Below are 25,790 nucleotides of genomic sequence, written 5' to 3' on the forward strand. Positions count from 1 at the left end.
GTCCGGGGCGTCCGGGTGTGCCGGGTGTGCCGGGCGGGCTGGGTGTGCCGGGCCAGCCGGGTGCGGCGAGGTCCTCGGAGGGGCCTGCGCGGGCCTCCGGCACGGGGTCACGCCCGGCCCGCCGCCCCCGCCGCCCCCGCCGCAGCGCCGAACGCCCGCTCCGCGTACGCCGAGAAGTCCCGCGGCTCCCTGCCCAGGACCCGCTTCACCCCGTCCGTCACCGACGCGTTGTGCCCGTCGAGCAGCGTCGTGAAGAGCCCCGCCAGCCAGACCGCCTCCGGCTCCGGCAGCCCGAACTCGCCGAGCATGCGGGCGAATTCCGCCTCCTCCATCGGCACGTACACGACCTCGTGCCCGGCCGCCCGGGAGAGCTCGGCGGCCACCTCGGCGAAGGTCAGCACCCGAGGACCCGTCACCTCGTGCACCAGGCCCGCGTGTTCCTCCTGGAGCAGTGTCGCCACGATCACGTCCGCGAGGTCGTCCGCGTCGATGAACGGCTCCGCCGTGTCGCCCGCGGGGAAGGCGATCGTGCCGGCCGCGACCCCCTCCGCGAGCAGCCCCTCGTCGAAGTTCTGCGCGAAGAACGCGGCCCGGACCACGGTGAGTCCGACCCCGGTCGCGCGCAGCGCCTCCTCCGCCGCCACCGCCTCCGGTTCGCCCCGCCCGGACAGCAGCGTCACCCGCTCCACCCCGTGCGCGACCGCCAGCTCGCCGAAGGCCGTGAGCGCCTCCGCCGCTCCGGGCGCGGCGAGGTCCGGGTAGTAGGCGACGTACGCCGCGTCCGCGCCGTCCAGGGCCGGGCCCCAGGTGGCCGGGGACTCCCAGTCGAACGGGGTGGAGCCGGACCGCGATCCCGCCCGTACCAGCGCCCCGTGCTCCGTCAGGACCCGCGCCACCCGGCGCCCGGTCTTCCCGGTCGCGGCCGTCACGAGGACCGTCGGCCCCGCGGCGTCGTGCTGCGTGCTCCGCGTGCTCTGCGTGTGCTTCGTGTTCGTCGTCATGGCTCCACCTTCGCGGCCCGGCCGCCGCGATCCCATGCTCCACCGGCTCACCCGCATACGCGTCCGTCTACGCTTGCCGCCATGGACGCACTCGCCGGCCTCCTCGACGGGCCGAGGGCCCAAGGCGCCTTCATCCTGCGCATGGTCATGTCCCCGCCCTGGTCCGTCCGGATCGAGGACCGGGCCCCGCTCTGCCTGATGTGCGTCACCAACGGCGAGGCCTGGGTGGTGCCGGACGCCGGAACGCCCGTCCTGCTGCGCCCCGGTGACATCGCCATCGCCCGCGGCCCCGCCCCGTACACGGTGGCGCACGCCTCCGACGCGCCGCCGACCGCGGTCATCGGCCCTGGCGGCCGGTGCACCACCCTGCGCGGCGAGCCCCTCGCCGAGGCGATGGACCTGGGCGTACGGACCTGGGGCAACGCCCGCGACGGCGCCACCAGCGTCCTGGTCGGCACCTACCAGCTGGCCGGCGAGGTCAGCCGTCGGCTCATGGACGCGCTGCCGGAGCTGCTGCACCTGCCGGCCGAACTGTGGGACTGCCCGCTCATGCCCTTCCTGGAGGACGAGATCTCCCGCGACGAGCCCGGCCAGAGCGTCGTCCTCGACCGGGTCCTCGACCTGCTCCTGATCGCCGCCGTCCGCGCCTGGTTCTCCCGGCCCGGCGGCGAGGCGCCCGCCTGGTACCGGGCGATGGGCGGCCCCGTCGTGGGCCGGGCGCTGCGGCTGCTGCAGAACGACCCCGCCCATCCCTGGACGGTCGCCGCGCTCGCCGAGAAGGCGGGGGTGTCGCGGGCCGCGCTCGCCCGCCGCTTCACCGAACTGGTGGGGGAGCCCCCGATGGCGTACCTCACCGGCTGGCGGATCGACCGTGCCGCCGACCTGCTGCGGCAGGGCGAGGCGACCGTCGAGTCCGTCGCCCGCCAGGTCGGCTACAGCAGCGCCTTCGCGCTGAGCGCCGCCTTCAAGCGGGTCCGCGGGGTGAGCCCGCAGGAACACCGGGGAGCGCGGGGCTGACCCGGGAGCCGCCCCGAACGCTTGCCGGAACGGCAAGTTTCCTCGCGATTCCGGCAGCAACGACGCAGGCTGTCCGCATGAGTGAAAACGACCTCCACGACGGACACCGCCACGGCCACCGGCACGGGGACGCCCCCTGCAAGGGCGAGGGCCACGCACACGGCGAGGGGCAGGGACACGGCACCGGCCACGGACATCGCACCGGCCAGGCCCAGGGCGGGGGCCACGGTCACGGTCACGCGAACGGGAACGGTCACCGCCACGACCACACCCACCTCGACTGGGCCGAGCTCGCCCCGCTGCTCACCGTCCAGGCCGAGACCCAGAGCCCCCTCTACAAGGAAGCCGCCGCCTGGCTCGCCGGGCTCGCCCCCGCTGGCCGGGTCCGCCGGGTCCTGGACTTCGGCAGCGGGCCCGGCGTCGGCACCGCGCTGCTCGCCGAGGCCTTCCCCGAGGCGGAGGTCGTCGCCGTCGACGCGACCCCCGAGCTCCTCGCCCTCGCCAAGGAGCGCGCCGAGGCCCGCGGGCTCGGCGACCGGGTCACCACCCTGCGCGCCGAACTCCCCGGGGACTTCGGCATCCTGGGCACCGCCGACCTGATCTGGGCCAGCCACTCCCTGCACCACATCGGCGACCAGCGGGCCGCGCTCGCCGCCTTCGCCGAGGTGCTGAACCCCGGCGGGATCATCGCCCTCGCGGAGGGCGGCCTGCCGGCCCGGCACCTGCCGTGGAACGCCGGCGTCGGGCGTCCCGGCCTGGAGGCCCGGATCGACGCGGCCGCCGCCGACTGGTTCGGCGAGATGCGGGCCTCGCTGCCCGACGCCAAGGAGGAGATCGACGACTGGAACGCGCTGCTCACCGGCGCCGGGCTGACCCCGTTTGGCACCCGCAGCTTCCTGTCCGACGTGCCCGCGCCGCTGCCGGACCCGGTGCGCGGCCAGATCGTCGCGCACTACGAGCGGCAACGCGACGGCCTGGCCGAGAGCCTCGCGGCCGATGACCGCGCGGCCCTCGACCGGCTGCTCGACCCGGCCGACGCGCTCTCGCTGCACCGCCGTCCGGACCTGTTCCTGCTCACCGCCCGCACGGTCCACACGGGACGCCGGGCGGGCTGAGGTTCAGGACACCGGCTCCAGGCGCCACCACTGGGACGGGGAGTCGGTGTCCTCCCACTGCCGGACGTCGGCGCCGTCCTCCGTGGAGCCGTCCGCGACCTCCAGCAGCAGCCCGCTGACGAAGCTGACCAGCGCCACCGTGCCGGGCGACTGCAGGTCCTCCTCGATGGTCCACTCCTGGGCGCCGAAGTTGTTCGGCTTCCACTGCTGGATCCCGGCGCCGTTCTCGGTCGAGGCGCCCTTCACGTCGAGGCGCTTGCCGCCGGCGACGTTCACCAGGTGGTAGAGGCCGCCGCCGTTCGGGACCGGCGCGATGTGCCACTGCTGGCCCGGGGTACCCCGGGCCACGGCCTGCCGCACCGGGGCCCCGCTGCGCGTCGAGCCCTCGTACACCTCCAGGAGGAGCCCGCTGGCCACGTTCCGTATCCGGTAGACGCCCTCCACGACCTGCACGGATCAGGCCCCGACGTGGAACTCGGCCGGGTCCGGGCCCAGCCGGCGGCCCTCGTCGAGCGCGGTGAGGCCCGCCATGTCCTCCGCGTCCAGCTCGAAGTCGAACACGGCGATGTTCTCGCGGATGCGGGACGGGGTCACCGACTTCGGGATGACCACGTTGCCGACCTGGACGTGCCAGCGCAGCACGATCTGGGCCGGGGTGCGGGCGTGCTTCTGCGCGATGGCCACGATCGCGGGGACCTCGAGCAGGCCACGGCCCTGGCCCAGCGGCGACCAGGCCTCGGTCGCGATGCCGTGCCGCGCGTGCACCTCGCGGGCGGCGGCCTGCTGGAGCTGCGGGTGCAGCTCGATCTGGTTGACCGCGGGGACCACCGAGGTCTCGGCGATCAGCCGCTCCAGGTGCTCGGGGTGGAAGTTCGAGACGCCGATGGCCCGGGCGCGCCCGTCGGCCAGGATCTTCTCGAAGGCGCGGTACGTGTCGACGTACGCGTCCTTGTTCGGCACCGGCCAGTGGATCAGGTACAGGTCGACGTGGTCCAGGCCCAGCTTGCCGAGGGAGTCGTCGAAGGCGCGCAGGGTCGCGTCGTAGCCCTGGTCGCTGTTCCAGAGCTTCGTGGTGACGAAGAGCTCCTCGCGGGGGAGGCCCGAGGCGGCGAGGGCCTTGCCGGTGCCGGTCTCGTTGCCGTAGATCGCGGCGGTGTCGATGGAGCGGTAGCCCGCCTCCAGGGCCGTGCCGACGGCCTGCTCGGCCTCCGCGTCCGGCACCTGCCAGACGCCGAAGCCGAGCTGCGGCATCCGCACGCCGTTGTTGAGGGTGAGGAAGGGGACCTTGCTGTCCGTGCTCACGAGCGGTCGATCCTTACGTCGTCGTCCAGTACTGGCGTCAGCTTCAACGATCGGCGCGCAGATCTCATTCCGCCGTGCCGGGGGACGCGGAGGAGGCCCCCGCCCGGCCCGCGTCCCCCGCCGCGTCTCCCTCGGTGTCCCCCTCCGCGGTCCCCAGATAGGCCGCCCGCACCCGCGGGTCCGCCCGTACCCGCTCCGCCGGCCCCTCGGCCAGCACCCGGCCCAGGTCGAGCACCACGACCCGGGCGCACAGCTCCATCACGAAGGAGACGTGGTGCTCGACGAGCAGCACCGCGCACCCCTCCTCGTCCGCCACGTACCGCACCACGGCCGCGAGTTGCCCCCGTTCCTCGGCCGACATGCCGGAGGCCGGCTCGTCCAGCAGGAGCAGCCGCGGGGGGTCGGCCAGGGCCCTGGCCAGCTCCACCATCCGGGCCTGTCCGACGGGCAGCGCGCCCGCGTACGAGCCGGCCAGCGCGTCCAGCCCGCAGGAGCGCAGCACCCGGGCGGCCCGGTCCCGGCGGGCCGCGACCGGGCCCCGGCGCCACTCCTGGGCGACGACCAGGTTGTCCGTCACCGTCAGCTGGCCGAAGAGCTGCTGGCGCTGGAAGGTGCGCCGCACCCCGTGCCGGGCCCGCCACACGGGGGAGCGGCGCGAGACGTCCGCACCGTCCAGGAGGACCCGGCCGCGGTCCGGCCGGCGGATCCCGGACAGCACGTCGAAGAGGGTCGTCTTGCCCGCGCCGTTGGGCCCGATGAGGCCGCAGACCTCACCGGGCCGCACGGAGACGTCGACGTCGTCGAGGGCGCGGACCCCGCCGAAGCGGACCCCGATGCCCCGGGCGTCGAGCAGCTTCCCGTCGGTCATGTCCGGACCCCCATGCCCAGGTAGGCGTCGGCCAGCCGGTCGGCGTCGGCCTCGGCGCGCGGCCCGCACCACACGATCCTGCCCTCGGCCAGATAGGCGACGGTGTCCGCGAGGCCCAGCGCCTCGGCGGCCTTCTCCTCGACGAGGAGCAGCGCGGTGCCCCGCGTCCGGAGCTCGGCCAGCAGCCGGAAGACCTCGTCGACGATCCGGGGCGCGAGCCCGAGGGACGGCTCGTCGGCGACGAGCACGGCGGGCGGGCGCTGCAGCAGCGGGGCGAGGGCGAGGAGTTGCTGTTCGCCGCCGGAGAGCGAGCCGGCGGGCACGGTGCGGCGGGCGGCGAGCGCCGGGAAGCGGGCGTAGACGGCCTCCCGGTCCGCGGCGTCGGGGAGTTGGAGCGCCAGGTTCTCCTCGATGGAGAGCCCCGCGAAGATCCCCCGCCCCTCGGGCGCGAGCCGCACCCCGCGCCGGGCCCGGGCGACGGCCGAGTCCCCGCGCGCCTCGGCGCCGTCGACCCGGACGGCCCCGTCCCGGGCCGCGAGGAGCCCGCCCGCGACCCGGCACAGGGTGGACTTCCCGGCGCCGTTGGCCCCGAGGACGGCGACGATCTCGCCGGGGCGCACGAGGAGGTCCACCCCGTGCAGGACGTCCGCGCCGCCGGTGTACCCGGCGCGCACGCCGGTGAGTTCCAGGGCGCCGGGCCGGGGCGGCGCGGGCGCGGCGGGACCGGGACCGGCCTCCGGCCGCGCGGAGCTCTTCGCCCGGCGGGCCGCCCAGCGGGCGGGGACGGCCGCCGCGTAGCCGTCCGGGTCGTTGGCCAGGGCCAGGCCCGCGAGTCCGAAGAGCACGACGGGCAGATGGGCGGAGTCGGTGACGTACGCGGCGAGCAGCTGCGGGGCCACCGCGAAGACCAGGCCCGCGAGCACCGCGTACTGCGGCCGCCGCACCCCCGCCGCGACCACCACCGCGAGCCAGACCAGACCCGTCATCGCCGGGAAGTCGGTCGCCGTGATCCGGGTGTTGTACGAGGCGTACAGCACCCCGCCGAAGCCGGCGATCGCCGCCGACAGGGTGAACACGAGCAGTTTGGTGCGGACCACTGACACCCCCGAGGCCGCCGCGGCGGCGGGGGCCGAGCGGACCGCGAGCATCGCCCGGCCCCGCCGGGAGTTCCGCAGCCGGGTCAGCCCCGCGACGCCCGCCGCGCTCAGCAGCACGAGGGCGACGCCCATGGCCCGGTCGTCGGACAGGTCGAGCGGCCCGAGGACCGGACGGGGGATCTCCCAGCCGGTGTCGCCGTTGCGCAGCCACCCGAACTGGAAGAGGACCTGGTCGGCGAGGAAGGCCAGGGCGAGCGTCGCCAGGGCCAGCGACCGTCCGCCGAGACGCAGCGCGGGCAGGGCCACGACCGCGCCGAGCAGCGCCGCCACCGCCGTCCCCGCGAGCGCCGCCGCGGCGAACGGCCAGCCTCGGCTCATCAGCAGCCCGGCGACGAGCGCCGCGCTCGTCACGAACGTGGCCTGGGCGAGCGACACCATCGCGCCGAGCCCGGTCACCACCGCGAAGGAGAGGAAGACCAGCCCGATCGCCAGGCCCTGCGCGAGGATCCCGCTCCAGAACGGGGTGGTGACGGTGTAGAAGGCCGCGCACAGCAGCGCCCCGGCCACCGCCCACGGCCCCCAGCGGCGCAGCTGCCCCAGGCCCGCGAGCCGGTCGTCGGGCGGCGGGTCGGCGGCGGCGGTGCCCGCGGCCCGCTCGCGCCGGGCCAGCAGCACCAGCCCGGCGAACAGGATCAGGAACGGCACCGCCGTACGGAAGCCGGTCAGGCCCTCCGCGAAACTCGCGTACCCGGCCACCAGGTTCTGCACCACGCCCAGCGCGAGCCCGCCCGCGAAGGCCAGCGGCACCGACGCGAAGCGGCCGAGGACCGCCGCGGTCGCCGAGACGAACAGGAAGAGCGTGTAGTCGTGCGCGGAGAGCCCGAGCAGCGGGGTCGCGAGCACCCCGGCGAGGCCGGCGAGCGCCGAGGACAGCATCCAGGCGACGGAGGAGAGGCGGTCCGCGTCGACGCCCCGCAGCTCCGCGAGGGAGCGGTTGTCGACGGCCGCCCGCAGCCGCAGCCCGAGCCGGGTGTGCCGCAGCAGCACCCACAGGCCGGCGGCCACCGCCGCCGTCACCACCCAGGTGATCAGCTGGTCGGAGTCGACGCCGACCCCGTCGATCCCGAGGCCCTCGAAGGGCTGCCAGGAGACGGCCGGGCTCGGGCCGACGCCCGGCAGCCCGAACTGGTTCTCGGCGGGCCGGACCGGGGCCCCGGCCCGCTCCAGCAGTTCCACCGCCCACAGCCCGGCCGCCGGCAGCGCCACCAGCAGGCCGATGGTCGCCGTGATCTGCGCGGTCTCGCCGACCCGGGCCAGCTTGCGGAACATCAGCCGGTCCAGCGCCCAGCCGAGGCCCGGCGCCACGACGAGGACCAGCACCAGGGCGGTCGGCACGGCGGGCCGGCCGAAGCCGGAGTGGAGCTCGTGGAAGGCGAGGGCGCACAGGTACGCCGTGGCGCCGTGCGCGAAGTTGAAGAGACCGGAGGCGGCGGAGGAGAGCACGAGACCGGTCGCGAGCAGCGCGTACAGCGCCCCCGAGACCAGTCCGCTCAGCACGAAGCCAAGGAGGTCGCCCACGTGGCCGCGCCCCTAGCCGAAGGGGATCGGCGGGTAGCAGCGGAAGGGCACGGCCACCTCGTACCGTCCGTTCTTCAGCCGGACCAGCGCGCCGCAGCCGAAGCTCTCCTTCTGTCCCTTGGGCTCGGCCCGGTCGCCGACGAGGGTGCCGGTGTCGGAGAAGCCGGCCGCGGCCTTCTGGAAGGACTCGACGCTGAGCTCCTGGCCGGCCTTGGCGGCGATGGCGAGGAAGAGGTCGGCGCTCATGTATCCGGTGAGCATGTGCATGTTCAGCGGAACGTCCTTGCCGCCCGCCGCCTCCCGGATGTCCGCCTTGAACCGGCTCATCTCCGGGCTGTCGGACTCGAAGGGCTGGAACTGCAGCAGGACGACGACCCCGTCGAGGGCCTGCCGGGTGGCGTCCTTGGCCAGCAGTCCGGGGTCGTAGTCGGTCGGGTCGGAGAGCACGCCCTTGTACCCGGCCCGCTTGAGCGCGGTGAACAGGCCGATGTTGTACGGGGTCTGCATCACCGACACCACGGCGTCCGGGGCCCGGCCGCCGGGCCCGGAGCGCAGGATCTCCTTGGTGTACGCGGACCAGTCGCTCGGCAGCGAGGTGGCGGGCACGGACGCCTCGGCGTAGGCGAGTCCGAAGCCGGCCGCCTTGAAGCCCTGGGTGAAGGTGCGGATGCCGAAGCGGCCGGCGTCGCTGTCGCCGGCGATCAGTGCGACCGAGCGGCCCTTCGCGCCGCCGAGGACCCGGGCGAGGCCCTCGGGCCAGGTCTGGTTGAGGGTGCCGCCGGGGGTGGGGACGAGGCAGCCGTTGAAGCCGTAGATGTGCTTCGGGCCGCAGAAGGAGGGGAGGGTGCCCCAGCCGACGGTGGGGGACGGCCCGGGAGTCGAGGAAGTCGGCGCCGGCGAAGGTCACCGAGCTCATCGGCGCGACGGCGAAGACCTGCTCCTGCTGGACCAGCTTGCGGGCGGCGGCGAGGTTGCGCGCGGGGTCCTGGCCGTCGTCCTCGGCGCCCAGGTACTCGATCCGGCGCCCGTTGACGCCGCCCTCGGCGTTGGCGCGGGCGTACCGGGCCCGCGCGCCCAGGTCGGTGTCCTTCTTGGAGTAGCCGCTGGCGCTGGTCATCGAGACGATGCCGCCGACCTTGATCGAGTCGGCGGTCACTCCGCGTACCGTGCCCTTGGCGTCCGTGGGCCGCGTCGGGCCGCCGTTGGTGGAGGCGGAGTTGCAGGCGGTGGCGAGGAGCAGGGCCGCCGCCGCGGTGGCGAGGGTGCGGATCGTTCTGGACACGGTCGGTCATCCCTCCGTCGGGTGACCGCATTCTGTGAGCGACCTGATGAACCGTCAAGAACTGATGCACCGTCAATTAACGGGTGCGGTTCAGTCGTACAGCGCGTCGACCTCCGCCGCGTAGGCCTTCTCGATCGCCTTCCGCTTCAGCTTCAGGGACGGCGTGAGCAGCCCGTGCTCCTCGCTGAACGGATGGGCCAGGATGCGGAAGGTGCGGATCGACTCCGCCTGCGACACCGCCGTGTTGGCCGTCACCACCGCCCGGCGGATCTCCGCCTCCAGGGCCGGGTCCCGCACCAGCTCCGCCGCCGGCAGCGGGGCCCGGTTCTGCATCGCGAGCCAGTGGTCCACCGCCTCCTGGTCCAGGGTCACCAGCGCGGCGACGTACGGCCGGTCGTTGCCCACGACGATGCACTGGGCCACCAGGGGATGGTTGCGCACCCGCTCCTCCAGGCCGGACGGGGCGACGCTCTTGCCGCCCGAGGTCACCAGGATCTCCTTCTTCCGCCCGGTGATCGTCAGATAGCCGTCCTCGTCGAGCACGCCCAGGTCCCCGGTGGCCAGCCAGCCGTCGTTCAGCACGGCGGCCGTCGCCCGGGGGTCGTTGAGGTAGCCGGAGAACACCTGCCCGCCGTGCAGCCAGACCTCGCCGTCCTCCGCGATGTGCACCGTCGTCCCCGGCACCGGCTGCCCCACGGTCCCGTACTTGGTGCGCTCCGGCGGGTTCGCCGTCGCCGCCGCCGACGACTCCGTCAGGCCGTACCCCTCGAAGACCGTGATGCCCGCGCCCTCGAAGAAGAGGCCCAGCTGCCGGTTCATGCCCGAGCCGCCCGACATCGCGTGCCGCATCCGGCCGCCGAGGGCCTCGCGGATCTTCCCGTACACCGTCTTCTCGAAGAACTGGTGCTGCATCCGCAGCGCCGCCGACGGGCCGGGACCGATTCCGAAGGCCTTGTGCTCCAGCGCCTCCGCGTAGCGCACCGCGACGTCCACGGCCTTGTCGAACGGACCCCGCCTGCCCTCCGCCTCGGCCCGCCGCCGGGCGGCGTGGAAGACCTTCTCGAAGACGTACGGCACCGCCAGCACGAAGCTCGGCCGGAACGCGGCCAGGTCCGGCAGCAGCTCCGCGGCGGCCATCACCGGCTGGTGGCCCAGCTTCACCGCGCCCCGGATCGCCGCCACCTCCACCATCCGCCCGAAGACGTGCGCCAGCGGCAGGAAGAGCAGGGTGGCCGCGGCGTCCCCCGGACGGGACCGGAAGACCGGCTCCCAGCGGCCGATCAGCATGTCCGTCTCGAACATGAAGTTGGCGTGGGTGATCACGCAGCCCTTGGGCCGGCCCGTCGTCCCCGAGGTGTAGATGACCGTCGCGACCGAGTCCGGCGTCACCGCCCGCCGGTGCCGGTGCACCACGTCCTCGTCGATCTCGGCGCCCGCCTCGGTCAGCTCGGCCACCGCGCCGCGGCCCGCGTCCAGCTGCCACAGCCGCTGCAGCCGGGGCAGCCGGTCGATCACCGAGCCGACCGTCATCGCGTGGTCCTCGTGCTCCACCACGCAGGCCGTGACCTGGGCGTCGTGCAGCATCCAGAAGACCTGCTCGGCCGAGGAGGTCGGATACACCGGGACCGGCTGCGCCCCGAGCGTCCACAGCGCGAAGTCGAAGAGCGTCCACTCGTACCGGGTCCGGGACATGATCGCGACCCGGTCGCCGAAGCGCACCCCGTGCGCGATGAGCCCCTTCGCGAGGGCCAGCACCTCGTCCCGGAACCCGGCGGCGGTCACATCCCGCCACACCCCGTCGGCGTCCTTGCGCCCGAGCGCGACCCGGTCCGGATCCCGCTCGGCATGATCGAACACGGCGTCCGCCAGACCGCCGACCTGAGGCGCCGCCTCGACGGGCGGCACGGTGAACTCGCGCACTGACCTGCTCCTCGCCCGCTCGATGTCGCGATCCGTACGGCGCCGGTGACGGTACCCCACGGCGCTCACGGGCGGGAGGGCCTTCACCAAGCCGCGACATTGACCGTATCCACAGGTCAGGCCCGGGAAACCGGACAAGTGGAGGCGGCCGGGGGCCCGTTGCGTGACCGCCGGTAAGCCGTGGGGGCCGGAATCTCCACGGAATCTGTACGGGCCGCTCACCGGGACACCCGGTGAGCGGCGGGGGAAGGGGGCGCAAGAGGGGTGTCGGCCGTTTCCGGGCGGGGACGGTCCGAAGTCCCGGGGGCTTTCCCCCGGGGGGAGGTCGCAGGCCCGCCCGGCTCGCGCGCCGCGCCCTCAGCGCGGCCGGTGCAGCCGGTCGCCGCCGGCCAGGATCGCCGCGGCCAGCGCGTCCGCCGCGTCCTGGGTCGCCCCGCCCCGCCGCCCCGTGCGCAGCACGAAGTCGACCGCGCCCAGCTCCGGCAGCCCGGCCCGCGCGGGGACCTCCACCAGGCCCGGCGGGACCAGGCCGCGGGTGTGCGCCATCACTCCGAGGCCGGCCCGGGCCGCCGCCACGTTCGCGCTCAGGCTCGTGCTCGTGCACGCGATCCGCCACGGCCGCCCCTGCTCCCGCAGGGCCTCCAGGGCGCGGGCCCGGGTGATCCCGGGCGGCGGGAAGACGATCAGCGGCACCGGGCGCTCCGGGTCGAGCCGCAGCCGCGGCGAACCGATCCACACCAGCACGTCCTGCCAGACCAGCTCGCCCCCGGTCTCGTCGCCCCGCCGCTTGGCCAGGATCAGATCGAGCCGCCCCGCCTCCAGCCGGGCCTGGAGCGTGCCGGACAGCTCCACCGTGAGCTCCAGGTCGACCTCGGGGTGCTCGCGCCGGAAGGCCTCGAGGATCTCCGGCAGACGGGTCGTCACGAAGTCCTCCGAGGCGCCGAAGCGCAGCCGCCCGCGCAGCCGGGTGCCGGTGAAGAAGGCCGCCGCCCGCTCGTGCGCCTCCAGGATCGTGCGGGCGAAGCCGAGCATGGCCTCGCCGTCCTCGGTGAGCTCCACGCCGTGCGTGTCCCGGACGAAGAGGGGGCGGCCGGTCGCCTCCTCCAGGCGGCGCACGTGCTGGCTCACGGTCGACTGGCGCAGTCCGAGCCGCCGGGCTGCCTGGGTGAAGCTCAGGGTCTGCGCGACCGCGAGGAAGGTGCGCAGCTGCGTCGGCTCGTACACGGTCACGGTCACCCGCCGACCGTACCGCGCGGGAGGGCGGTCATCACGTTTCGTGATGACAGTCAGTGTGCTGTGCGGGATTCCCGATCGCCCGGCGGTCGACCAGGATGGACGCATGAGCTCCCCCGCGTCCCGTCCGTCCCGCAGGCCCCTGCTGCCGTCCTGGCTGCCGGTCGACCCGTACATACTCGCGCTGCTCGGCACGGTCGGCCTGGCCGCGCTGCTGCCCGCCTCCGGGACGGCCGCGACGGTGGCGGAAGGCGCCTCGAAGGCGGCCGTGGCGCTGCTGTTCTTCCTCTACGGGGCGCGCCTGTCGACCCGCGAGGCGCTGGACGGGCTCACCCACTGGCGGCTCCACGTCACCGTCCTGGCCTGCACCTTCGTCCTCTTCCCGCTGCTCGGGCTGGCGGCCCGGGGGCTCGTGCCGGCGGTGCTCACGCCCTCGCTGTACGGCGGCCTCCTCTTCCTCTGCCTGGTGCCGTCCACCGTCCAGTCCTCGATCGCCTTCACCTCGATCGCCCGCGGCAACGTGCCCGCCGCCATCTGCGCCGGCTCCTTCTCCTCGCTCGCCGGGATCGTCCTCACCCCGCTCCTGGCCGCGGCCCTGCTCGGCAACGGCGCGGGCGGCTTCTCCTCCGACTCGCTGGTCGAGATCGTGCTCCAGCTGCTCGTGCCCTTCCTGGCGGGACAGCTGCTGCGCCGCTGGGTGGGCGGCTTCCTCGTCCGGCACAAGAGGGTGCTCGGCTACGTCGACCGGGGCTCGATCCTCCTCGTCGTCTACACCGCCTTCAGCGCGGGCATGACCCAGGGCGTCTGGCGGCTCGTCACCCCGGCCCGGCTCGGCCTGCTGCTGGCGGTCGAGGCGGCGCTGCTGGCCCTGATGCTCTCGCTGAGCTGGTACGGGGCCGAAACGGCTCGGCTTCGGGCGGGAGGACCGGATCGCGATCCAGTTCGCCGGATCCAAGAAGAGCCTGGCGGCCGGACTCCCCATGGCGAGCGTCCTGTTCGGCGCCCAGGCCGCGCTCGCGGTGCTGCCGCTCATGCTCTTCCACCAGATGCAGCTGATGGTCTGCGCGGTGATCGCCAGACGGCGGTCGCGGGATCCGGAGGAGGGGACCACCGGCCACGGCACGCCCCTCCCGGGCCAGGACTCCGTTGGCGGGATCACATCCCCGGCCGTCCCGCGATGATCATCGGGGCCGCTACGGTGCTCCCATGCCCGCACTCGATCCCGGCAGCACCGCGCTCGTCCTCGTCGACCTGATGGAACGCATCGTCGCGCTGCCCCTCGCCCCCCGCCCCGGCACCGACGTCCTCGCCGCGGCCGACCGCCTCGCCGAGGGCTTCCGGGCCGCCGGCGCGCCCGTCGTCCACATCCGGGTCGAACGGCCGGGCGTCGACACCCAGCCGCCCGGCAGCGAGCTCGTCGCCGCACTCGTCCACGAGGGCGACCCCGTGGTCGTCAAGCGCACCATCGGCGGGTTCCAGGACACCGCCCTGCACGAGCTCCTCGCCGGACACGGCGTCTCCACCCTGGTGTTCGGAGGCATCGCCACCAACCTCGGCGTCGAGTCCACCGCCCGCGCCGCCGCCGACCTCGGCTACGAGCTCGTCTTCGCCGAGGACGCGATGACCGCGCTCACGGCCGACGAGCACCACGCCTCCGTCCGGCTCGACTTCCCCCGCCTGGGCACGGTCGCCGCCACCGCCGAGATCACCCTGGACGGCTCCTCATGACCCGGGTGCCGATACGGTACGGGGCCCCGCCCCTGCTCGCTCGTCGTCTGCCGCGGCTTGCTGCTGCGGCGACGCCCGCAAGAACCCCGGCATGGACCACGCCGGCCAGCTCGCCCGCCTCCGCGAGGCCGCCGCGGCCTCCGGCGGCCGGCTCCTCGTCCGCACCAGCGACTGCCTCGGCCCCTGCGCCCAGGCCAACGTCCTCGTCGTCCAGCCCTCCACCGAGGGCCGCCGCCGCGGCGGCCGGGCGGCCTGGATCGGCTGGAGCGCCGACCAGGACTGCCTCGACGAGATACTCGCCTGGACGGCCGCGGGCGGCCCCGGCGTCGCCCCGGCCCCGGCCGCGCTCCAACTCCAGATGATCGACCCGCCGAAGAACTAGAACCGGCCGTTCGGTAGGCTCCTTCCGCAACACGACGCTGAGGCGAAAGGGTCACGGGGTGGCGCGAGTTGCAGTGATGGGCGGGGGCATCGGCGGGCTGGGGACGGCGCTCATGCTCGGCAGACGGGGCCACACGGTGACCCTGTTCGAACAGGACCCGCGCCAGGCCGGGGACGACCCGGACCAGGACTTCCACGACTGGGCCAGGCCCCGCGTCCCGCAGGCCGTCCAGCCGCACTCGTTCCTCGCCCCCGTGCGCACCGTGCTGCGCGCCGAGGCGCCGGACGTCTACGAGGACCTGCTGGCGCGCGGCGCCCGGGAATACCACGACTTCGACTGGTTCGACCGGCATCCGCCGCACCGGCCGGGCGACGAGGACCTGGTGACCCTGCGCACCCGCCGCATCGTCCTGGAAGCCGCCCTCGCGGCGGCCGTACGGCGGGAGGGCGCCGTCGAGGTCCGCGGCGGCCGCCGGGTGGACGGCCTGACCTTCGAGGCGGGCGCCCCCACCCGGGTCACCGGCGTCCGGACGGGCGAGGAGACGCACCGGGCCGACCTGGTCGTCGACGCCTCCGGGCGCCGCTCGCGGGTCCCCGGCTGGCTGACCGAGGCCGGCTGCCGCCCGCCCGTCGTCGAGAGCCACCGCACCGGCATCGCCTACCTGTGCCGCTGGTACCGCCTGCGCCCCGACGGACCGCGCGACCCCGGGCGGGTGCAGAACGGCTCGTCCGCGCCCTTCGCCCTCGCCGGCGTCTTCCCCTCCGACAACGACACCTTCGCGCTGCACCTGGTGGTCTCCACCGGCGACCCGACCCGCGGCGCGCTCACCGACCCCGCCGTGTTCGAAGCGGCCGCACGCCGTTTCCCCGCCACCGCCGCCTGGCTCGACCTGGACCCCGAACCCCGGTCCGCCGTCCTCGCGATGGCCGGCCTGGACAACCGCTGGACCTCCCTCACCGACGCCGAGGGCCCCGTCGTCGCCGGCCTGGTCAACGTCGGGGACAGCCTCCTCCACACCAACCCCACCCTGGGCCACGGCGTCGCCATGGGACTGCGCGCCGCCCAGCACGTCGCCGCCCACGCCGACCGCATCGCGGCCGACCCCACCGCGTACCACGACTGGACCGCCGAGGCCCTCCGCCCGCTGTTCGACGCCCAGGTCACCGCCGACCGCGGCCACGAACAGCGCCTCGCCGAGGGCGCGGCGCCCGCCGAGGAAGCCCTCGACGGCACGGCACCCCCCCGAAGGCACCCCCGAAGGCCCCGCCGAGGACGCGACGCCCGCCGACCTCCGCGTCGCCGCCCGGTCCGCCTGCGCCTTCGACGACCCCGTCGTCATGCGCGCCCGCGCCCAGGTGCGCCACCTCCTGCTCACGGCCGACGAGGCCTACGGCACGGAGGAGGTCCAACGGCACCTCACCGCCTGGCTGGACGCCCGGCCCGAGTTCACCCCCGGGGACGACGGCCCCACCCGCGAGGAGTGGAACACCCTCACGCGCGTCTGACGCGCACACCGGGCGACGAGCCCCGCCCCGGGCGCCGGCACGGACCGGCGCCCGGGGAACGCCCCCGGCTCGGGCCCCCGCCTCAGGCCCCCGCCTCGGGCCCCCGGCTCAGGCCTCCGCCGCCGGCACTCCCAGCGCGATCCGGTGCTCACCCGCGTACACGTTCATGTCCTGCCCGCGGAGGAAGCCCACCAGCGTCAGCCCCGTCTCCGCCGCCAGGTCCACCGCGAGCGAGGACGGCGCCGACACGGCCGCGAGCACCGGGAGGCCCGCCATCACGGCCTTCTGCGCGAGCTCGAAGGAGGCCCGCCCCGACACCAGCAGCACCGCCCGCTCCAGCGGCAGCAGCCCCTCGCGCAGCGCCCGCCCCACCAGCTTGTCCACCGCGTTGTGCCGGCCCACGTCCTCCCGCACGTCCAGCAGTTCGCCGTCCTCCGAGAACAGCGCCGCCGCGTGCAGACCGCCGGTCCGGTCGAAGACGCGCTGGGCCGCGCGCAGCCGGTCGGGCAGGGCGGACAGCAGGGCGGGCGTGAGCCGCAGCGGGGGAGCGTCGGCGATGGGGAAGCGGGCCGTGGTCCGCACCGCGTCCAGACTGGCCTTGCCGCACAGACCGCAGGACGAGGTGGTGTAGACGTTCCGCTCCAGGGTGATGTCCGGGACCGCCACCCCCGGCGCGAGCTGCACGTCCACCACGTTGTACGTGTTGGAGCCGTCCTCCTTCGCCCCGGCGCAGTACACGATGTTCCGCACGTCCGACGCGGCCGCCAGCACGCCCTCGCTGACCAGGAACCCCGCCGCCAACGCGAAGTCGTCCCCCGGCGTGCGCATGGTGATGGCGATCGGCCGCCCGTTCAGCCGGATCTCCAGCGGCTCCTCCGCCACCAGGGTGTCCGGCCGCTCGTTCACCGCCCCGCCCCGGATGCGCACGACACGCCGTCGCTCGGTGACCCGTCCCATTGCCTGCACCCGATTCCGTCCGTGCGGTAAGCCCCCTGGGGCCTGACCGCCCCATTCTCCTCTTGTCACGGTCGGACAGGCACTTCGGGTGAATCTTGGTGGTTTACGTCACCTGTTACCCATCAGTCGCTCACGAGACTGGGTGGTCCTGCCGACGAACGAACCACCGAGGGGGTCCCGGGCATGACGGGCACTCGAATCGCCGCGCTCGGGCACTACCAGCCCGCCAAGGTGCTCACCAACCACGACCTGGCCGCTCTCGTCGAGACGAGCGACGACTGGATCACCAGCCGGGTCGGCATCCGCACCCGGCACGTCGCCGGACCCGAGGAGCCGGTCGACGAGCTCGCCGCCCACGCCGGCGGCAAGGCGCTCGCCGCCGCCGGCCTCTCCGCGGCCGACGTCGACCTGGTCCTGGTCGCCACCTCCACCGCCATCGACCGGTCGCCGAACACCGCCGCCCGCGTCGCCGCCCGGCTCGGCATGGGCTCGCCCGCCACCATGGACCTCAACGTGGTGTGCGCCGGCTTCACCCACGCGCTGGCCACCGCCGACCACGCCGTCCGCGCGGGCGCGGCCCGCCGCGCCCTGGTCATCGGCGCCGACAAGATGACCGACGTCACCGACTGGACCGACCGCACCACCTGCGTCCTCGTCGGCGACGGCGCCGGCGCCGCGGTCGTCGAGGCCACCGAGACCGACACCGGTGCCATCGGCCCCGTCCTGTGGGGCTCGGTCCCCGAGATGGGCCACGCCGTCCGCATCGAGGGCACCCCGCCGCGCTTCGCCCAGGAGGGCCAGTCCGTCTACCGCTGGGCCACCCAGCAGCTGCCCGCCCTCGCCCGCCAGGCCTGCGCGCGCTCCGGCATCGCCCCCGAGGAGCTGGCCGGCGTGGTGCTGCACCAGGCCAACCTGCGCATCGTCGAGCCGCTCGCCGCGAAGATCGGCGCCGTCAACGCCGTCGTCGCCCGCGACGTCGTCGACTCCGGCAACACCTCCGCCGCCTCCGTACCGCTCGCCCTGTCCAAGCTGGTCGAGCGCGGCGAGCTGCCCTCCGGCGCGCCGGTCCTCCTCTTCGGCTTCGGCGGCAACCTCTCCTACGCCGGGCAGGTCGTCCGCGTCCCGTGACGCGCGACCGGGGCCCGCGCAGGCCCTGACGCGGCGGCCCGCCGCCGGTGCACCGTTCGGCGGAGCCCGGTGGCGGGGCACCGGGGGCGGGCCTAGCTTCGATCGCGGCGAGGGTCTTTTGACGGCCCGTCCGCGGAATCCCTCCGCGTCCGCCCCTGCGTGATCCGGAGGACCGCCATGCGCGCGATACGCGTCGCCACCGCCCTGCTCGCCGCCCCCCTCGCCACCGCCGCCCTCGCCCTCGCGGCGCCGGCGGCGCTGGCGGAGGACGGCGGACCGAAGGACGGCACGGGACACGGCATCACGTCCTTCGGCTTCTCCGTCACCCCGCAGACCGTCGCGCCCGGCGGCACCGTCACGCTCAAGGCCGACGGGTGCGAGGTGCCCTCCGTGACCGTCGAGTCCGGGGTCTTCGACACCGTCACCCTCTCCGAGGGCCACCAGGGCACCGCCACCGTCGACTTCGACGCCAAGGCGGGCACCCAGTACGAGGTGACCTTCGACTGCAAGGGCGAACGCGGCACCACCCAGCTCACCGTCTCCGGCACCGGCGGACACCAGGACGGCGGCACCACCGGCGCCCACAAGGGCGTCAAGGCCGGCTTCGGCACCGCCGCGGGCGCGGACGGCTCCGACGGCATCGGCGTCACCGAGGCGGTCACCGGCGCGGTGCTCATCGTGGGCGCGCTCGGCGCCGCCGTGGTGCTGATCCGCCGCCGCGGCACCTCCGGCACCTGAGCCGGGCCGAGGGGAACCCGATACGGCCCCTCCGCCCCGGAGTGACGAGGTCCGGAGCGGAGGGGCGCCAGTCCCACCCCCGCACGGGGGTACGAGGAGAGGGCGAGGGCGGACGGTGCAGGGGTCGAACGGGCCGGGACGGCGCGGCGCCTGGGGCGTCGTCGCCGTCGTCCTCCTGATCGGGGTGCACCTCCTGCGCGGCGGCACGGACGCGCTCCGGGCCGACGGCCCGCCGCAGCCCCTGGCCGCCGCCGCCCCCGACACCGCCGGAGCGGTCCCCGCCGCCGTCCCCGACGCGGCCCCCGGCCCGCTGCCCGCCTCGCCGCCCGTCCGGGTCCGGGTGCCGGCCCTCCGCGTCGACGCGCCGGTCGCCCGGGTGGGCCTGGACGCCGACGGCTGGATCGAGGCCCCGCCCCCGCGGGAGCGCGCCCTCGCCGGCTGGTTCACCGGCGCCGTCACCCCCGGCGAACGCGGCACGGCCGTCGTCGTCGGGCACGTCGACACCCCGGAGGGCCGCGGGGTCTTCTACGATCTCGGCGCCCTCGCCAAGGGGCGGCAGGTCGAGATCGCCCGCGCGGACGGCCGCACCGCCGTCTTCACCGTGTACGGCATCGAGCTCGTCCCCAAGGACGGCTTCCCCGCCGCCCGCGTCTACGGCTCCACCGGCCTGCCGGAACTCCGCCTGATCACCTGTGGCGGCCCGTACGCGCCGGACGGCGGCTACGCGGGCAACGTGGTCGTCTCGGCCCGGCTGACCGCCGTCCGGAGCCGGTGACCCCCGCGACCGGCCCCGGACGCGACCTGACGGACTTCCGGAACGGACTGGACCGGGACCGGAGGGGGGCCGTCAATGGGAGGGCAGGGAGCCGGCGTCGGGGGGCGTCGGGCTCCCACCGGCACCCCGGCGCTCAGCCGATGCCCTGTCGGTCCGGCTCCAGGGCGAAGGCCCGGTCCGCCGCCTCCGGCACCGTGCGCTCCACCAGCTGGACCAGGAGCGTGCGGTGCCGCAGCAGCGGCTCGGCGCGCTCCGGCGGGACCCGCGTCAGCAGGTCGTCCAGGCCCGCGAGCATCCGCCGCGACACCTGGGGGCTGCCCGCCGCGCAGCCGCGGATCTCGGCGAAGCCCAGGTCCACCAGGTCCGTCCACTCCGGCCCGTCCTGCACGAGCCGCACCGTCCCGCCGCCGCGCCGCCGGTCCCGGTACGCGACCGCCCCCAGCGGCCGGTCGGCGAGCGCCGCCAGGAACTGGACGATCCGGTCCAGGCACTGCACGGCCGTCGTCGGGTCGTTGACGGCGGGGGAGAGCGCCCGCAGCGCGATGTCCGAGAGCTGCCGCAGCCCGAAGCCCAGGTCCTGGTGGAAGGTCCGCTCGATGCCCACCGACACCGCGCTCGCCACCCGGCGCGGCACCGTCCCGCCGTGCACGGCCAGGATCGGCGTCCCCGGCACCACGAAGTCGCCGATCCGCGGCAGCAGCCGCAGCACCACCCCGTGCCGCCGGGCCGCCGCGACCAGGAGCGCCGTGTTCACGTCCCGCAGCACCCCCGCCCGGCCCCGGTACACCAGCTCGCCGCTCGCCGGCCCGAGCTCCCCGGCCCCCGCCGGGTGCGCCGGGGTCTTCTCCAGCACCCGGAACGCCTCCCAGGTGATCCGGTCGACCACGTGGCCCACCCGCATCAGCCGCAGCGTCGAGTTCACGTACGCCACGAAGAGCAGCAGGCTGAGGGCCACCATCACGAGCGTCAGGATCGACTGCACCAGGGGCACGGTCGTCACGAGCCGCGGGTCGGTCTCGCTCTCGTACGAGGTCAGCACGAGCAGCGACAGCAGGAAGGTGGAGAGGAAGACGGAGAAGGCCGCCTTCGTGATCCGGCTCCGGATGAAGATCCGCACGATGCGGGGGCTGAACTGCCCGCTCGCCATCTGCACGGCGACCAGCGAGATCGAGAAGACCACACCGATGAAGGTCATCATGGCCGAGCTGATGGTGGTCACGATCGTCTTCGCGTCGTCGGCGATCCCGACGAGGTCCGTGACCGCCTCGTACTCCCCGGCCTCCTGCAGCGTCTCGACGATCGCCGTGTCCAGGCCGGAGCATCCCCACCACAGCAGGGTGATCAGCACCATCGACGCGACGGGCGCGAACCAGAAGGTGTCCCGCAGGTGCTCGCGCAGCGGCGAGAGCATCCGGGGCCTGCGGTACGGGACGGAGGGCGAAGGACGGTCCATCCGGCGCAGGGTAGGCGCAGTCGTCCCCTAGGGAGCGGCGACGCCCCGTGCGCCCCGAGTCGTACCCGGAACGGTCCTCCGGACGTACGAGACCGGGCCCCGGCGGCGCCGAGGATGGAACACATGAACCGCACCGCCCTCGCCCTCGCCGCCGCCGGCACCTTCGCCGCCCTCGCCTTCACCGGAGCCGTCGCCGCTCCCGCCGTCTCCGACTGGTGGGACGGCCGCCACGACGAGTACGCGTCGTACGCGACCGGCTCCGCCGCCAAGGCCGACCGGGCCTCGGTGCCGCGCTGGCTCCCGGACGCCGCCGCCTCCGTCGAGTACGGCATGAAGACCACCGGCGGCGACCGCGCCCTGAAGGCCGGCCTCCCGTCGGCCGAGCTGCCCGCCGGGTGCACGCCCCTCCCGTCCGACGCCTCCCGCCCGGCCCCGGTCCTCACCCCCGACTGGTTCCCCGAGGACGCGAAGGAGAAGGCCACCGCACGCTGCGGCCTCTACTACGCGTACACGGACGGCCACACCCTGTACGCCTGGCAGGACAACCAGGACTGGATCAAGGACAACAAGGCGGGTTCACCCCACTGACCACGGAAAACGCTGGTGAAAGGCACCTCGAACCCCTGGTAGAGTTATCCATGTCGCCGCGGGGAACACCCCGGAGCGGCAGACACCCGGTCCGGGTGGCGGAATGGCAGACGCGCTAGCTTGAGGTGCTAGTGCCCTTTATCGGGCGTGGGGGTTCAAGTCCCCCCTCGGACACCAGACGGAAAGACCCCAGCGAGAGCTGGGGTCTTTCCGCGTTTCTACCCCTCGGCCTTGCGCGCCACGACCAGCCGGCAGTTGGGGCTGCCGTCCTCCCGCACGCCCAGGGAGGGCAGCGGCAGCAGCTCCACCCGGAATCCGGCCGCCTCCAGGCGGCGGCGGACGTCCGCGAGGCGGAAGGTGCGGTAGTACATGACGAACGGGGGCCGCCACAGCGCGTTGCGGACCCGCATCACCGCGTCGAAGCCCCACAGCGTCCAGTAGGGGGCGGAGCCGACGCGGGGCGGGGCGGGCAGCGGGAAGGCGAGGGTGCCGCCGGGGCGCAGGGCCGCGTGGACGCCGCGGAAGAGGGTCTCCTGCTCGGCGGGGAGGAAGTGGCCGAAGGCGCCGAAGCTGACCGCGAGGTCGAAGACCGGGGCGAAGGGGAGGTCGAGCGCGTCGGCCCGGACGAGGGTCGCCTCCGGGTGCGCCGTACGGGCCCCGGCGAGCATGCCGGCGCTGAAGTCGACGCCGGTGACGGGCCCCGCGCACACCGAGCGCAGGACCGAGAGCCCCGCGCCCGTGCCGCAGCAGACGTCCAGGCCGGTGTCGAAGGGGCCGAGCGGCTCCAGGGCGTCGGCGACCGCGCCCAGCAGGCGGTCCGGGGTGCGGAACGGGGTCGCGTCGAACGTGGCGGCGAGCAGGTCGTAGCCGTGCTCGACCGACGAGAGGGCCTGCACGGTCAGCTCGCGGAGGGTGGGGCCCTCGGGGGAGAACATGCCCCGACCCTACGGTCTACCGCCCGGCGGTCACAGGGTGCTGCGCACCTGCGGCGGCACGCTCCAGGCCGGGGCGATCCCGGTCAGCTGGCAGATGAGCAGGTAGAGCGGGATGGGCGGGGTGTACGGGGAGCCGCCGTCCGGGTGGTGGATCAGCCGAGGGCGGCGGTCGGGGACGACGGCGCCCGGGGCGTAGCAGGAGGGCAGCGGCCAGGTCAGGTCGAGGTCGGAGCCGGCCGGGACCAGCCACCACCACCAGTCGCCGTCCGCGTACACACAGCCCTTGGCGGGGAGCCGGGACAGGATGCGGAAGCCGTAGCGGGCGGGGACGCCGACGGCGTCGCAGCCGAGGGTGGCGGGGAGGTCGGCGGGGAGGCGGAGGCGGGTCACGCCGACGGGGTTGCGGCGGGGGTAGTTCTCGGGGCTCTTGCGGGCGCGCGGGACGAGCAGCGTCGCCATGGACCTCAGCACGGCTCCGCCATGCCGTGCGCGAGCTCCGCCCAGACGACCTGCGCCGTGCCGTGTCCGGTGCGGTCGGCGCCCCAGGCCGCGCAGAGCGCGTCGACGAGGATGAGGCCGCGGCCCCGCTCGTCCTCGCCGCACTCGCGTATGCAGGGTCCGGCGGGGCCGCCCTCGTCGCGGACGGCTATCCGCAGCCGCTCCTCGCCCTCGCGGAGCTCGCAGACGACGCGGGCGCTCGCGGTGTGGACGACGGCGTTGGTGACGAGCTCGGAGACGACGAGCAGGACGGTGTCGCGTATCTCCGGGTCACAGCCCCACAGGACGAGGCGTTCCTCGGCGAGGCGGCGGGCGCGGGCGACGGACTCGGTGCGCGCGGGCAGTTCGAAGGCGAACCTGCGGACGTCGGAGTGGGGGCGTGGGCGCTGGGTCATGACGCGAGGGCTCATGAGACCTGAGGAGTGCGCGTTACCAGAAGCCACGACCGGATCCTCACAACTGTGGGCAGGATGCCGTACGCACTCCTCCGCGGCGGCGCACGGCGGCAGTGCGTACTGGTACACCGGAATACTGTGCTCCTGAGTCGGACACTTGGCAAGTGGCACTCTGAAAATTGCAGAGTGCTGTGTTCTCTCTGGCGGTGTTCGTGGCACACTCGTCCAAACAGCGCGTCGGGGAGGTCTTGAGAGTGAGCGAGCCGCGGTCCGCCCCCACGGTGGGACAGGTCGTACTCGGCAAGCGTCTGCAGGATCTGCGGGAGCGGGCCGGCCTCAAGCGGGAAGAGGCCGCCAAGATCCTCCGGGTGGCCCCGGCCACGATCCGGCGCATGGAGACGGCCGAGGTCGCGCTGAAGATCCCGTACGTCCAGCTCCTGCTGAAGGCGTACGGCATCAAGGACTCCGAGGCGGAGGGCTTCGTCGCCCTCGCGGAGGAGGCCAACCTCCCCGGCTGGTGGCAGCGGTTCCACGACGTGCTGCCCGGCTGGTTCTCCATGTACGTCAGCCTGGAGGGGGCCGCGAGCCTCATCCGTGCCTACGAGCCCCAGTTCGTCCCCGGTCTGCTGCAGACCGAGGACTACGCCCGTGCCATTCTGCGCAGCGGGGCGGTCGGCGGCAGCAACGACGCCGAGGAGATCGACCGCCATGTAGCCCTCCGCATGGAGCGCCAGTCCCTGCTCACCAGGGAGGACGCGCCCAAGTTCTGGGTGATCATGGACGAGACGGTCTTCCGCCGACCGGTCGGCAACGGGCCCGAAGTGATGCGCGACCAGCTCGACCGGCTGCTCGAAGCGTCCGAGCTGCCGAACGTCACCCTGCAGATCGCGGAGTTCGGCTCCGGCCATCACCCCGGCACCTACGGGCCGTTCGTCCTCTTCCGCTTCGCCATGCCCGAACTCCCGGACATGGTCTACAGCGAGTACCTGACCGGCGCGGTCTACCTCGACGCGCGTCCCGAGGTGGCCTCCCACCTCGAGGTCATGGACCGCATGGCGGCTCAGGCCGCGACTGCACAACGCACGAAGGAGGTTCTGCGGAACCTCCGCAAGGAGCTGTGAATGGATCGCATATACAACGGCATGCCCGCCGCTGAGCTCGGTGCCGAGGGATGGCACAAGCCGTGGAGCGGCGGGAACGGGGGCAACTGCGTCGAGGCCATGAAGCTGGCCGACGGCAGAGTCGCCGTGCGACAGTCCGCAGACCCTGAAGGACCCGCGCTCATCTACACCCACGGGGAGATCGCCGCATTCATCCAGGGGGCCAAATCAGGTCAGGCTGACTTTCTGCTCACCTGACCCCTTCCGTCCCACCCCGCACGTCGCGTAACTCTTGCAGTAAGCACCACTGTTGGACCCGCCGAGGAGAGCCGATGACCCAGGACCCCAGATCCGTGAGGATCGACACCAGCAAGCCGCACCCCGCGCGGATGTACGACTGGTTCCTGGGCGGCAAGGACAACTACCCCGTCGACGAGGAGATGGCCCGCCAGCTCCTCACCGTCGACGCCCGGGGCCGGGACATGGCCCGCGTCAACCGGGCCTTCATGCACCGCGCCATCCGCTGGCTCAGCGCCCACGGCGTACGCCAGTACCTGGACGTCGGCACCGGGATCCCGACCGAGCCCAACCTGCACCAGATCGCGCAGGGGGCCGCGCCGGAATCCCGGATCGTCTACTGCGACAACGACCCGATCGTGCTCGCGCACGCGGCCGCGCTGCTGCGCTCGACCCCCGAAGGGGCCACCGAGTACATCCAGGCGGACGCCCGCGACCCCGAACTGATCCTCGAAAGGGCCGGAAAGGTCCTTGACTTCGACCAGCCCATCGCCCTGTCGATGCTCGCCCTGCTGCACTTCGTCGGGGACGAGGACGGCGCGTACGAGCTGGTCGGCAAGCTGGTCGAGAAGCTGGCCCCGGGCAGCTACCTCGTCCTCTCGCACGTCACCGGGGACTTCGACCCCGAGGGCGCGGCGAAGGCCGCCGCCATGTACCGGGCGCGCGGTCTGACCCTGCGGCCGCGCTCCCGCGACGAGCTGGCCGCCTTCTTCGACGGCCTCGACCTGGTCGAGCCGGGCGTCTCGCTCACCGCCGAGTGGCACCCGGAGCTGGGCGAGCCGGTCCCGGTACCGGGCGACGAGCCCATCCCCGGCTGGGCCGCCGTCGGCCGCAAGCGCTGACCGACCCGCAGGACGCCCGAAGGCCCGCCGGCACCCCGGCGGGCCTTCGGCGTGTG

The 25,790-nt window shown here is 74.4% G+C and carries 23 protein-coding genes, 1 tRNA gene and 4 pseudogenes; 14 read left to right on the forward strand and 14 right to left on the reverse strand.

Translation table 11 applies throughout. The annotated features are described in order from the left end of the window. Positions 1-107: 107 nt before the first annotated feature. The gene (locus ABD981_RS08045) at positions 108-1,001 is read right to left on the reverse strand and encodes an NmrA family NAD(P)-binding protein (RefSeq protein ID WP_046911717.1); all 894 of its coding nucleotides are present in this window, start codon (positions 999-1,001) and stop codon (positions 108-110) included. A gap of 81 nt (positions 1,002-1,082) precedes the next feature. Here ABD981_RS08045 and ABD981_RS08050 point away from each other — a divergent pair, with 81 nt between their 5' ends. Both ABD981_RS08050 and ABD981_RS08055 read left to right on the forward strand, forming a co-directional pair. After that, on the forward strand, positions 1,083-2,018 hold the full coding sequence (locus tag ABD981_RS08050) for an AraC family transcriptional regulator (RefSeq protein WP_046911718.1): 936 nt from the start codon (positions 1,083-1,085) through the stop codon (positions 2,016-2,018). Positions 2,019-2,095: 77 nt separating this feature from the next. After that, the gene (locus ABD981_RS08055) at positions 2,096-3,133 is read left to right on the forward strand and encodes a class I SAM-dependent methyltransferase (RefSeq protein WP_046911719.1); all 1,038 of its coding nucleotides are present in this window, start codon (positions 2,096-2,098) and stop codon (positions 3,131-3,133) included. A 3-nt stretch (positions 3,134-3,136) separates the two neighbouring features. Here ABD981_RS08055 and ABD981_RS08060 read toward each other — a convergent pair whose 3' ends face one another. The 8 genes and pseudogenes from ABD981_RS08060 to ABD981_RS08095 all read right to left on the reverse strand — a co-directional run bounded on the left by ABD981_RS08060 (position 3,137) and on the right by ABD981_RS08095 (position 12,416). Further along, positions 3,137-3,586, reverse strand: coding sequence for an RICIN domain-containing protein (locus tag ABD981_RS08060; protein WP_046911720.1), 450 nt, complete (start codon positions 3,584-3,586; stop codon positions 3,137-3,139). A 3-nt stretch (positions 3,587-3,589) separates the two neighbouring features. After that, entirely contained in the window at positions 3,590-4,384 is a 795-nt protein-coding gene (locus ABD981_RS08065) for an aldo/keto reductase (RefSeq protein ID WP_046911736.1), read from the reverse strand. 115 nt (positions 4,385-4,499) lie between these two features. Further along, a complete protein-coding gene (locus ABD981_RS08070) occupies positions 4,500-5,303 on the reverse strand; it encodes an ABC transporter ATP-binding protein (RefSeq protein ID WP_046911721.1) in 804 nt (267 codons plus the stop codon). Continuing rightward, a complete protein-coding gene (locus tag ABD981_RS08075) occupies positions 5,300-7,978 on the reverse strand; it encodes an ABC transporter permease subunit (RefSeq protein WP_046911722.1) in 2,679 nt (892 codons plus the stop codon). Before ABD981_RS08075 ends, ABD981_RS08070 begins: the two co-directional genes overlap by 4 nt. Before the next feature lie 12 nt (positions 7,979-7,990). Next, positions 7,991-8,794, reverse strand: coding sequence for an ABC transporter substrate-binding protein (locus ABD981_RS08080; protein ID WP_345528664.1), 804 nt, complete (start codon positions 8,792-8,794; stop codon positions 7,991-7,993). A 106-nt stretch (positions 8,795-8,900) separates the two neighbouring features. Continuing rightward, positions 8,901-9,095: pseudogene (locus ABD981_RS08085) on the reverse strand (ABC transporter substrate-binding protein); the annotation flags it as partial. 255 nt (positions 9,096-9,350) lie between these two features. Next, positions 9,351-11,180, reverse strand: a complete 1,830-nt coding sequence (locus tag ABD981_RS08090; protein WP_046911724.1) for an AMP-dependent synthetase/ligase — start codon at positions 11,178-11,180, stop codon at positions 9,351-9,353. Between the two features lie 357 nt (positions 11,181-11,537). Continuing rightward, positions 11,538-12,416 (reverse strand): LysR substrate-binding domain-containing protein, encoded by an 879-nt coding sequence (locus ABD981_RS08095; RefSeq protein WP_382748313.1) that lies wholly within the window; start codon positions 12,414-12,416, stop codon positions 11,538-11,540. Positions 12,417-12,519: 103 nt separating this feature from the next. Between ABD981_RS08095 and ABD981_RS08100 the strand changes: the two are divergent. The 4 genes and pseudogenes from ABD981_RS08100 to ABD981_RS08115 all read left to right on the forward strand — a co-directional run bounded on the left by ABD981_RS08100 (position 12,520) and on the right by ABD981_RS08115 (position 16,028). Further along, a pseudogene (locus ABD981_RS08100) lies at positions 12,520-13,594 on the forward strand (bile acid:sodium symporter family protein). Between the two features lie 25 nt (positions 13,595-13,619). Further along, on the forward strand, positions 13,620-14,141 hold the full coding sequence (locus ABD981_RS08105; protein ID WP_046911726.1) for an isochorismatase family protein: 522 nt from the start codon (positions 13,620-13,622) through the stop codon (positions 14,139-14,141). A gap of 24 nt (positions 14,142-14,165) precedes the next feature. Then, positions 14,166-14,523, forward strand: a pseudogene (locus ABD981_RS08110) ((2Fe-2S) ferredoxin domain-containing protein); the annotation flags it as partial. Positions 14,524-14,635: 112 nt separating this feature from the next. Beyond that, positions 14,636-16,028, forward strand: a pseudogene (locus ABD981_RS08115) (NAD(P)/FAD-dependent oxidoreductase). 108 nt (positions 16,029-16,136) lie between these two features. On the opposite strand, the gene fdhD reads toward ABD981_RS08115, so the two are convergent. After that, complete coding sequence (gene fdhD, locus ABD981_RS08120; protein WP_046911729.1) at positions 16,137-16,985, reverse strand: formate dehydrogenase accessory sulfurtransferase FdhD; 849 nt, start codon at positions 16,983-16,985, stop codon at positions 16,137-16,139. A gap of 183 nt (positions 16,986-17,168) precedes the next feature. Between fdhD and ABD981_RS08125 the strand changes: the two genes are divergently transcribed. The 3 genes from ABD981_RS08125 to ABD981_RS08135 all read left to right on the forward strand — a co-directional run bounded on the left by ABD981_RS08125 (position 17,169) and on the right by ABD981_RS08135 (position 19,626). After that, positions 17,169-18,113, forward strand: a complete 945-nt coding sequence (locus ABD981_RS08125) for a beta-ketoacyl-ACP synthase III (RefSeq protein ID WP_046911730.1) — start codon at positions 17,169-17,171, stop codon at positions 18,111-18,113. Positions 18,114-18,290: 177 nt separating this feature from the next. After that, positions 18,291-18,851, forward strand: coding sequence for a hypothetical protein (locus tag ABD981_RS08130; RefSeq protein ID WP_046911731.1), 561 nt, complete (start codon positions 18,291-18,293; stop codon positions 18,849-18,851). A 115-nt stretch (positions 18,852-18,966) separates the two neighbouring features. Beyond that, entirely contained in the window at positions 18,967-19,626 is a 660-nt protein-coding gene (locus tag ABD981_RS08135) for a class F sortase (RefSeq protein ID WP_046911732.1), read from the forward strand. Between the two features lie 133 nt (positions 19,627-19,759). On the opposite strand, the gene ABD981_RS08140 is transcribed toward ABD981_RS08135, so the two are convergent. After that, positions 19,760-21,079: a DUF2254 domain-containing protein gene (locus ABD981_RS08140; RefSeq protein ID WP_046911733.1), complete on the reverse strand. Its 1,320-nt coding sequence runs from the start codon at positions 21,077-21,079 to the stop codon at positions 19,760-19,762. 123 nt (positions 21,080-21,202) lie between these two features. Between ABD981_RS08140 and ABD981_RS08145 the strand changes: the two genes are divergently transcribed. Further along, entirely contained in the window at positions 21,203-21,667 is a 465-nt protein-coding gene (locus tag ABD981_RS08145) for a hypothetical protein (protein ID WP_046911734.1), read from the forward strand. Between the two features lie 89 nt (positions 21,668-21,756). Beyond that, positions 21,757-21,844, forward strand: a tRNA-Leu gene (locus ABD981_RS08150). A gap of 41 nt (positions 21,845-21,885) precedes the next feature. Here ABD981_RS08150 and ABD981_RS08155 read toward each other — a convergent pair. From ABD981_RS08155 to ABD981_RS08165, 3 genes are read right to left on the reverse strand one after another with little or no spacing between them, the layout of a single operon-like run. Then, positions 21,886-22,602 carry a class I SAM-dependent DNA methyltransferase gene (locus tag ABD981_RS08155; RefSeq protein WP_046910424.1) on the reverse strand — a complete coding sequence of 239 codons (717 nt, stop codon included), beginning with the start codon at positions 22,600-22,602 and terminating at the stop codon, positions 21,886-21,888. Positions 22,603-22,632: 30 nt separating this feature from the next. Beyond that, positions 22,633-23,061: a hypothetical protein gene (locus ABD981_RS08160; protein WP_205628262.1), complete on the reverse strand. Its 429-nt coding sequence runs from the start codon at positions 23,059-23,061 to the stop codon at positions 22,633-22,635. Between the two features lie 5 nt (positions 23,062-23,066). Next, positions 23,067-23,495: an ATP-binding protein gene (locus ABD981_RS08165; protein WP_046910425.1), complete on the reverse strand. Its 429-nt coding sequence runs from the start codon at positions 23,493-23,495 to the stop codon at positions 23,067-23,069. Between the two features lie 254 nt (positions 23,496-23,749). Here ABD981_RS08165 and ABD981_RS08170 point away from each other — a divergent pair, with 254 nt between their 5' ends. The 3 genes from ABD981_RS08170 to ABD981_RS08180 all read left to right on the forward strand — a co-directional run bounded on the left by ABD981_RS08170 (position 23,750) and on the right by ABD981_RS08180 (position 25,734). Beyond that, the gene (locus tag ABD981_RS08170; protein WP_046910426.1) at positions 23,750-24,616 is read left to right on the forward strand and encodes a helix-turn-helix domain-containing protein; all 867 of its coding nucleotides are present in this window, start codon (positions 23,750-23,752) and stop codon (positions 24,614-24,616) included. After that, on the forward strand, positions 24,617-24,853 hold the full coding sequence (locus tag ABD981_RS08175; protein ID WP_015037566.1) for a DUF397 domain-containing protein: 237 nt from the start codon (positions 24,617-24,619) through the stop codon (positions 24,851-24,853). A gap of 74 nt (positions 24,854-24,927) precedes the next feature. Then, positions 24,928-25,734, forward strand: a complete 807-nt coding sequence (locus tag ABD981_RS08180; RefSeq protein ID WP_046910427.1) for an SAM-dependent methyltransferase — start codon at positions 24,928-24,930, stop codon at positions 25,732-25,734. Positions 25,735-25,790: the final 56 nt, after the last annotated feature.

This window comes from Streptomyces showdoensis, from assembly GCF_039535475.1.
Classification (GTDB): domain Bacteria; phylum Actinomycetota; class Actinomycetes; order Streptomycetales; family Streptomycetaceae; genus Streptomyces; species Streptomyces showdoensis.

Coding starts and splice junctions, on each gene's coding strand:
- ABD981_RS08045 (WP_046911717.1), bottom strand. CDS start 1,001: ATGACGACGAACACGAAGCACACGCAGAGCACGCGGAGCACGCAGCAC.
- ABD981_RS08050 (WP_046911718.1), top strand. CDS start 1,083: ATGGACGCACTCGCCGGCCTCCTCGACGGGCCGAGGGCCCAAGGCGCC.
- ABD981_RS08055 (WP_046911719.1), top strand. CDS start 2,096: ATGAGTGAAAACGACCTCCACGACGGACACCGCCACGGCCACCGGCAC.
- ABD981_RS08065 (WP_046911736.1), bottom strand. CDS start 4,384: ATGCCGCAGCTCGGCTTCGGCGTCTGGCAGGTGCCGGACGCGGAGGCC.
- ABD981_RS08070 (WP_046911721.1), bottom strand. CDS start 5,303: ATGACCGACGGGAAGCTGCTCGACGCCCGGGGCATCGGGGTCCGCTTC.
- ABD981_RS08105 (WP_046911726.1), top strand. CDS start 13,620: ATGCCCGCACTCGATCCCGGCAGCACCGCGCTCGTCCTCGTCGACCTG.
- fdhD (WP_046911729.1), bottom strand. CDS start 16,985: ATGGGACGGGTCACCGAGCGACGGCGTGTCGTGCGCATCCGGGGCGGG.
- ABD981_RS08125 (WP_046911730.1), top strand. CDS start 17,169: ATGACGGGCACTCGAATCGCCGCGCTCGGGCACTACCAGCCCGCCAAG.
- ABD981_RS08130 (WP_046911731.1), top strand. CDS start 18,291: ATGCGCGCGATACGCGTCGCCACCGCCCTGCTCGCCGCCCCCCTCGCC.
- ABD981_RS08140 (WP_046911733.1), bottom strand. CDS start 21,079: ATGGACCGTCCTTCGCCCTCCGTCCCGTACCGCAGGCCCCGGATGCTC.
- ABD981_RS08145 (WP_046911734.1), top strand. CDS start 21,203: ATGAACCGCACCGCCCTCGCCCTCGCCGCCGCCGGCACCTTCGCCGCC.
- ABD981_RS08155 (WP_046910424.1), bottom strand. CDS start 22,602: ATGTTCTCCCCCGAGGGCCCCACCCTCCGCGAGCTGACCGTGCAGGCC.
- ABD981_RS08160 (WP_205628262.1), bottom strand. CDS start 23,061: ATGGCGACGCTGCTCGTCCCGCGCGCCCGCAAGAGCCCCGAGAACTAC.
- ABD981_RS08165 (WP_046910425.1), bottom strand. CDS start 23,495: ATGACCCAGCGCCCACGCCCCCACTCCGACGTCCGCAGGTTCGCCTTC.
- ABD981_RS08175 (WP_015037566.1), top strand. CDS start 24,617: ATGGATCGCATATACAACGGCATGCCCGCCGCTGAGCTCGGTGCCGAG.
- ABD981_RS08180 (WP_046910427.1), top strand. CDS start 24,928: ATGACCCAGGACCCCAGATCCGTGAGGATCGACACCAGCAAGCCGCAC.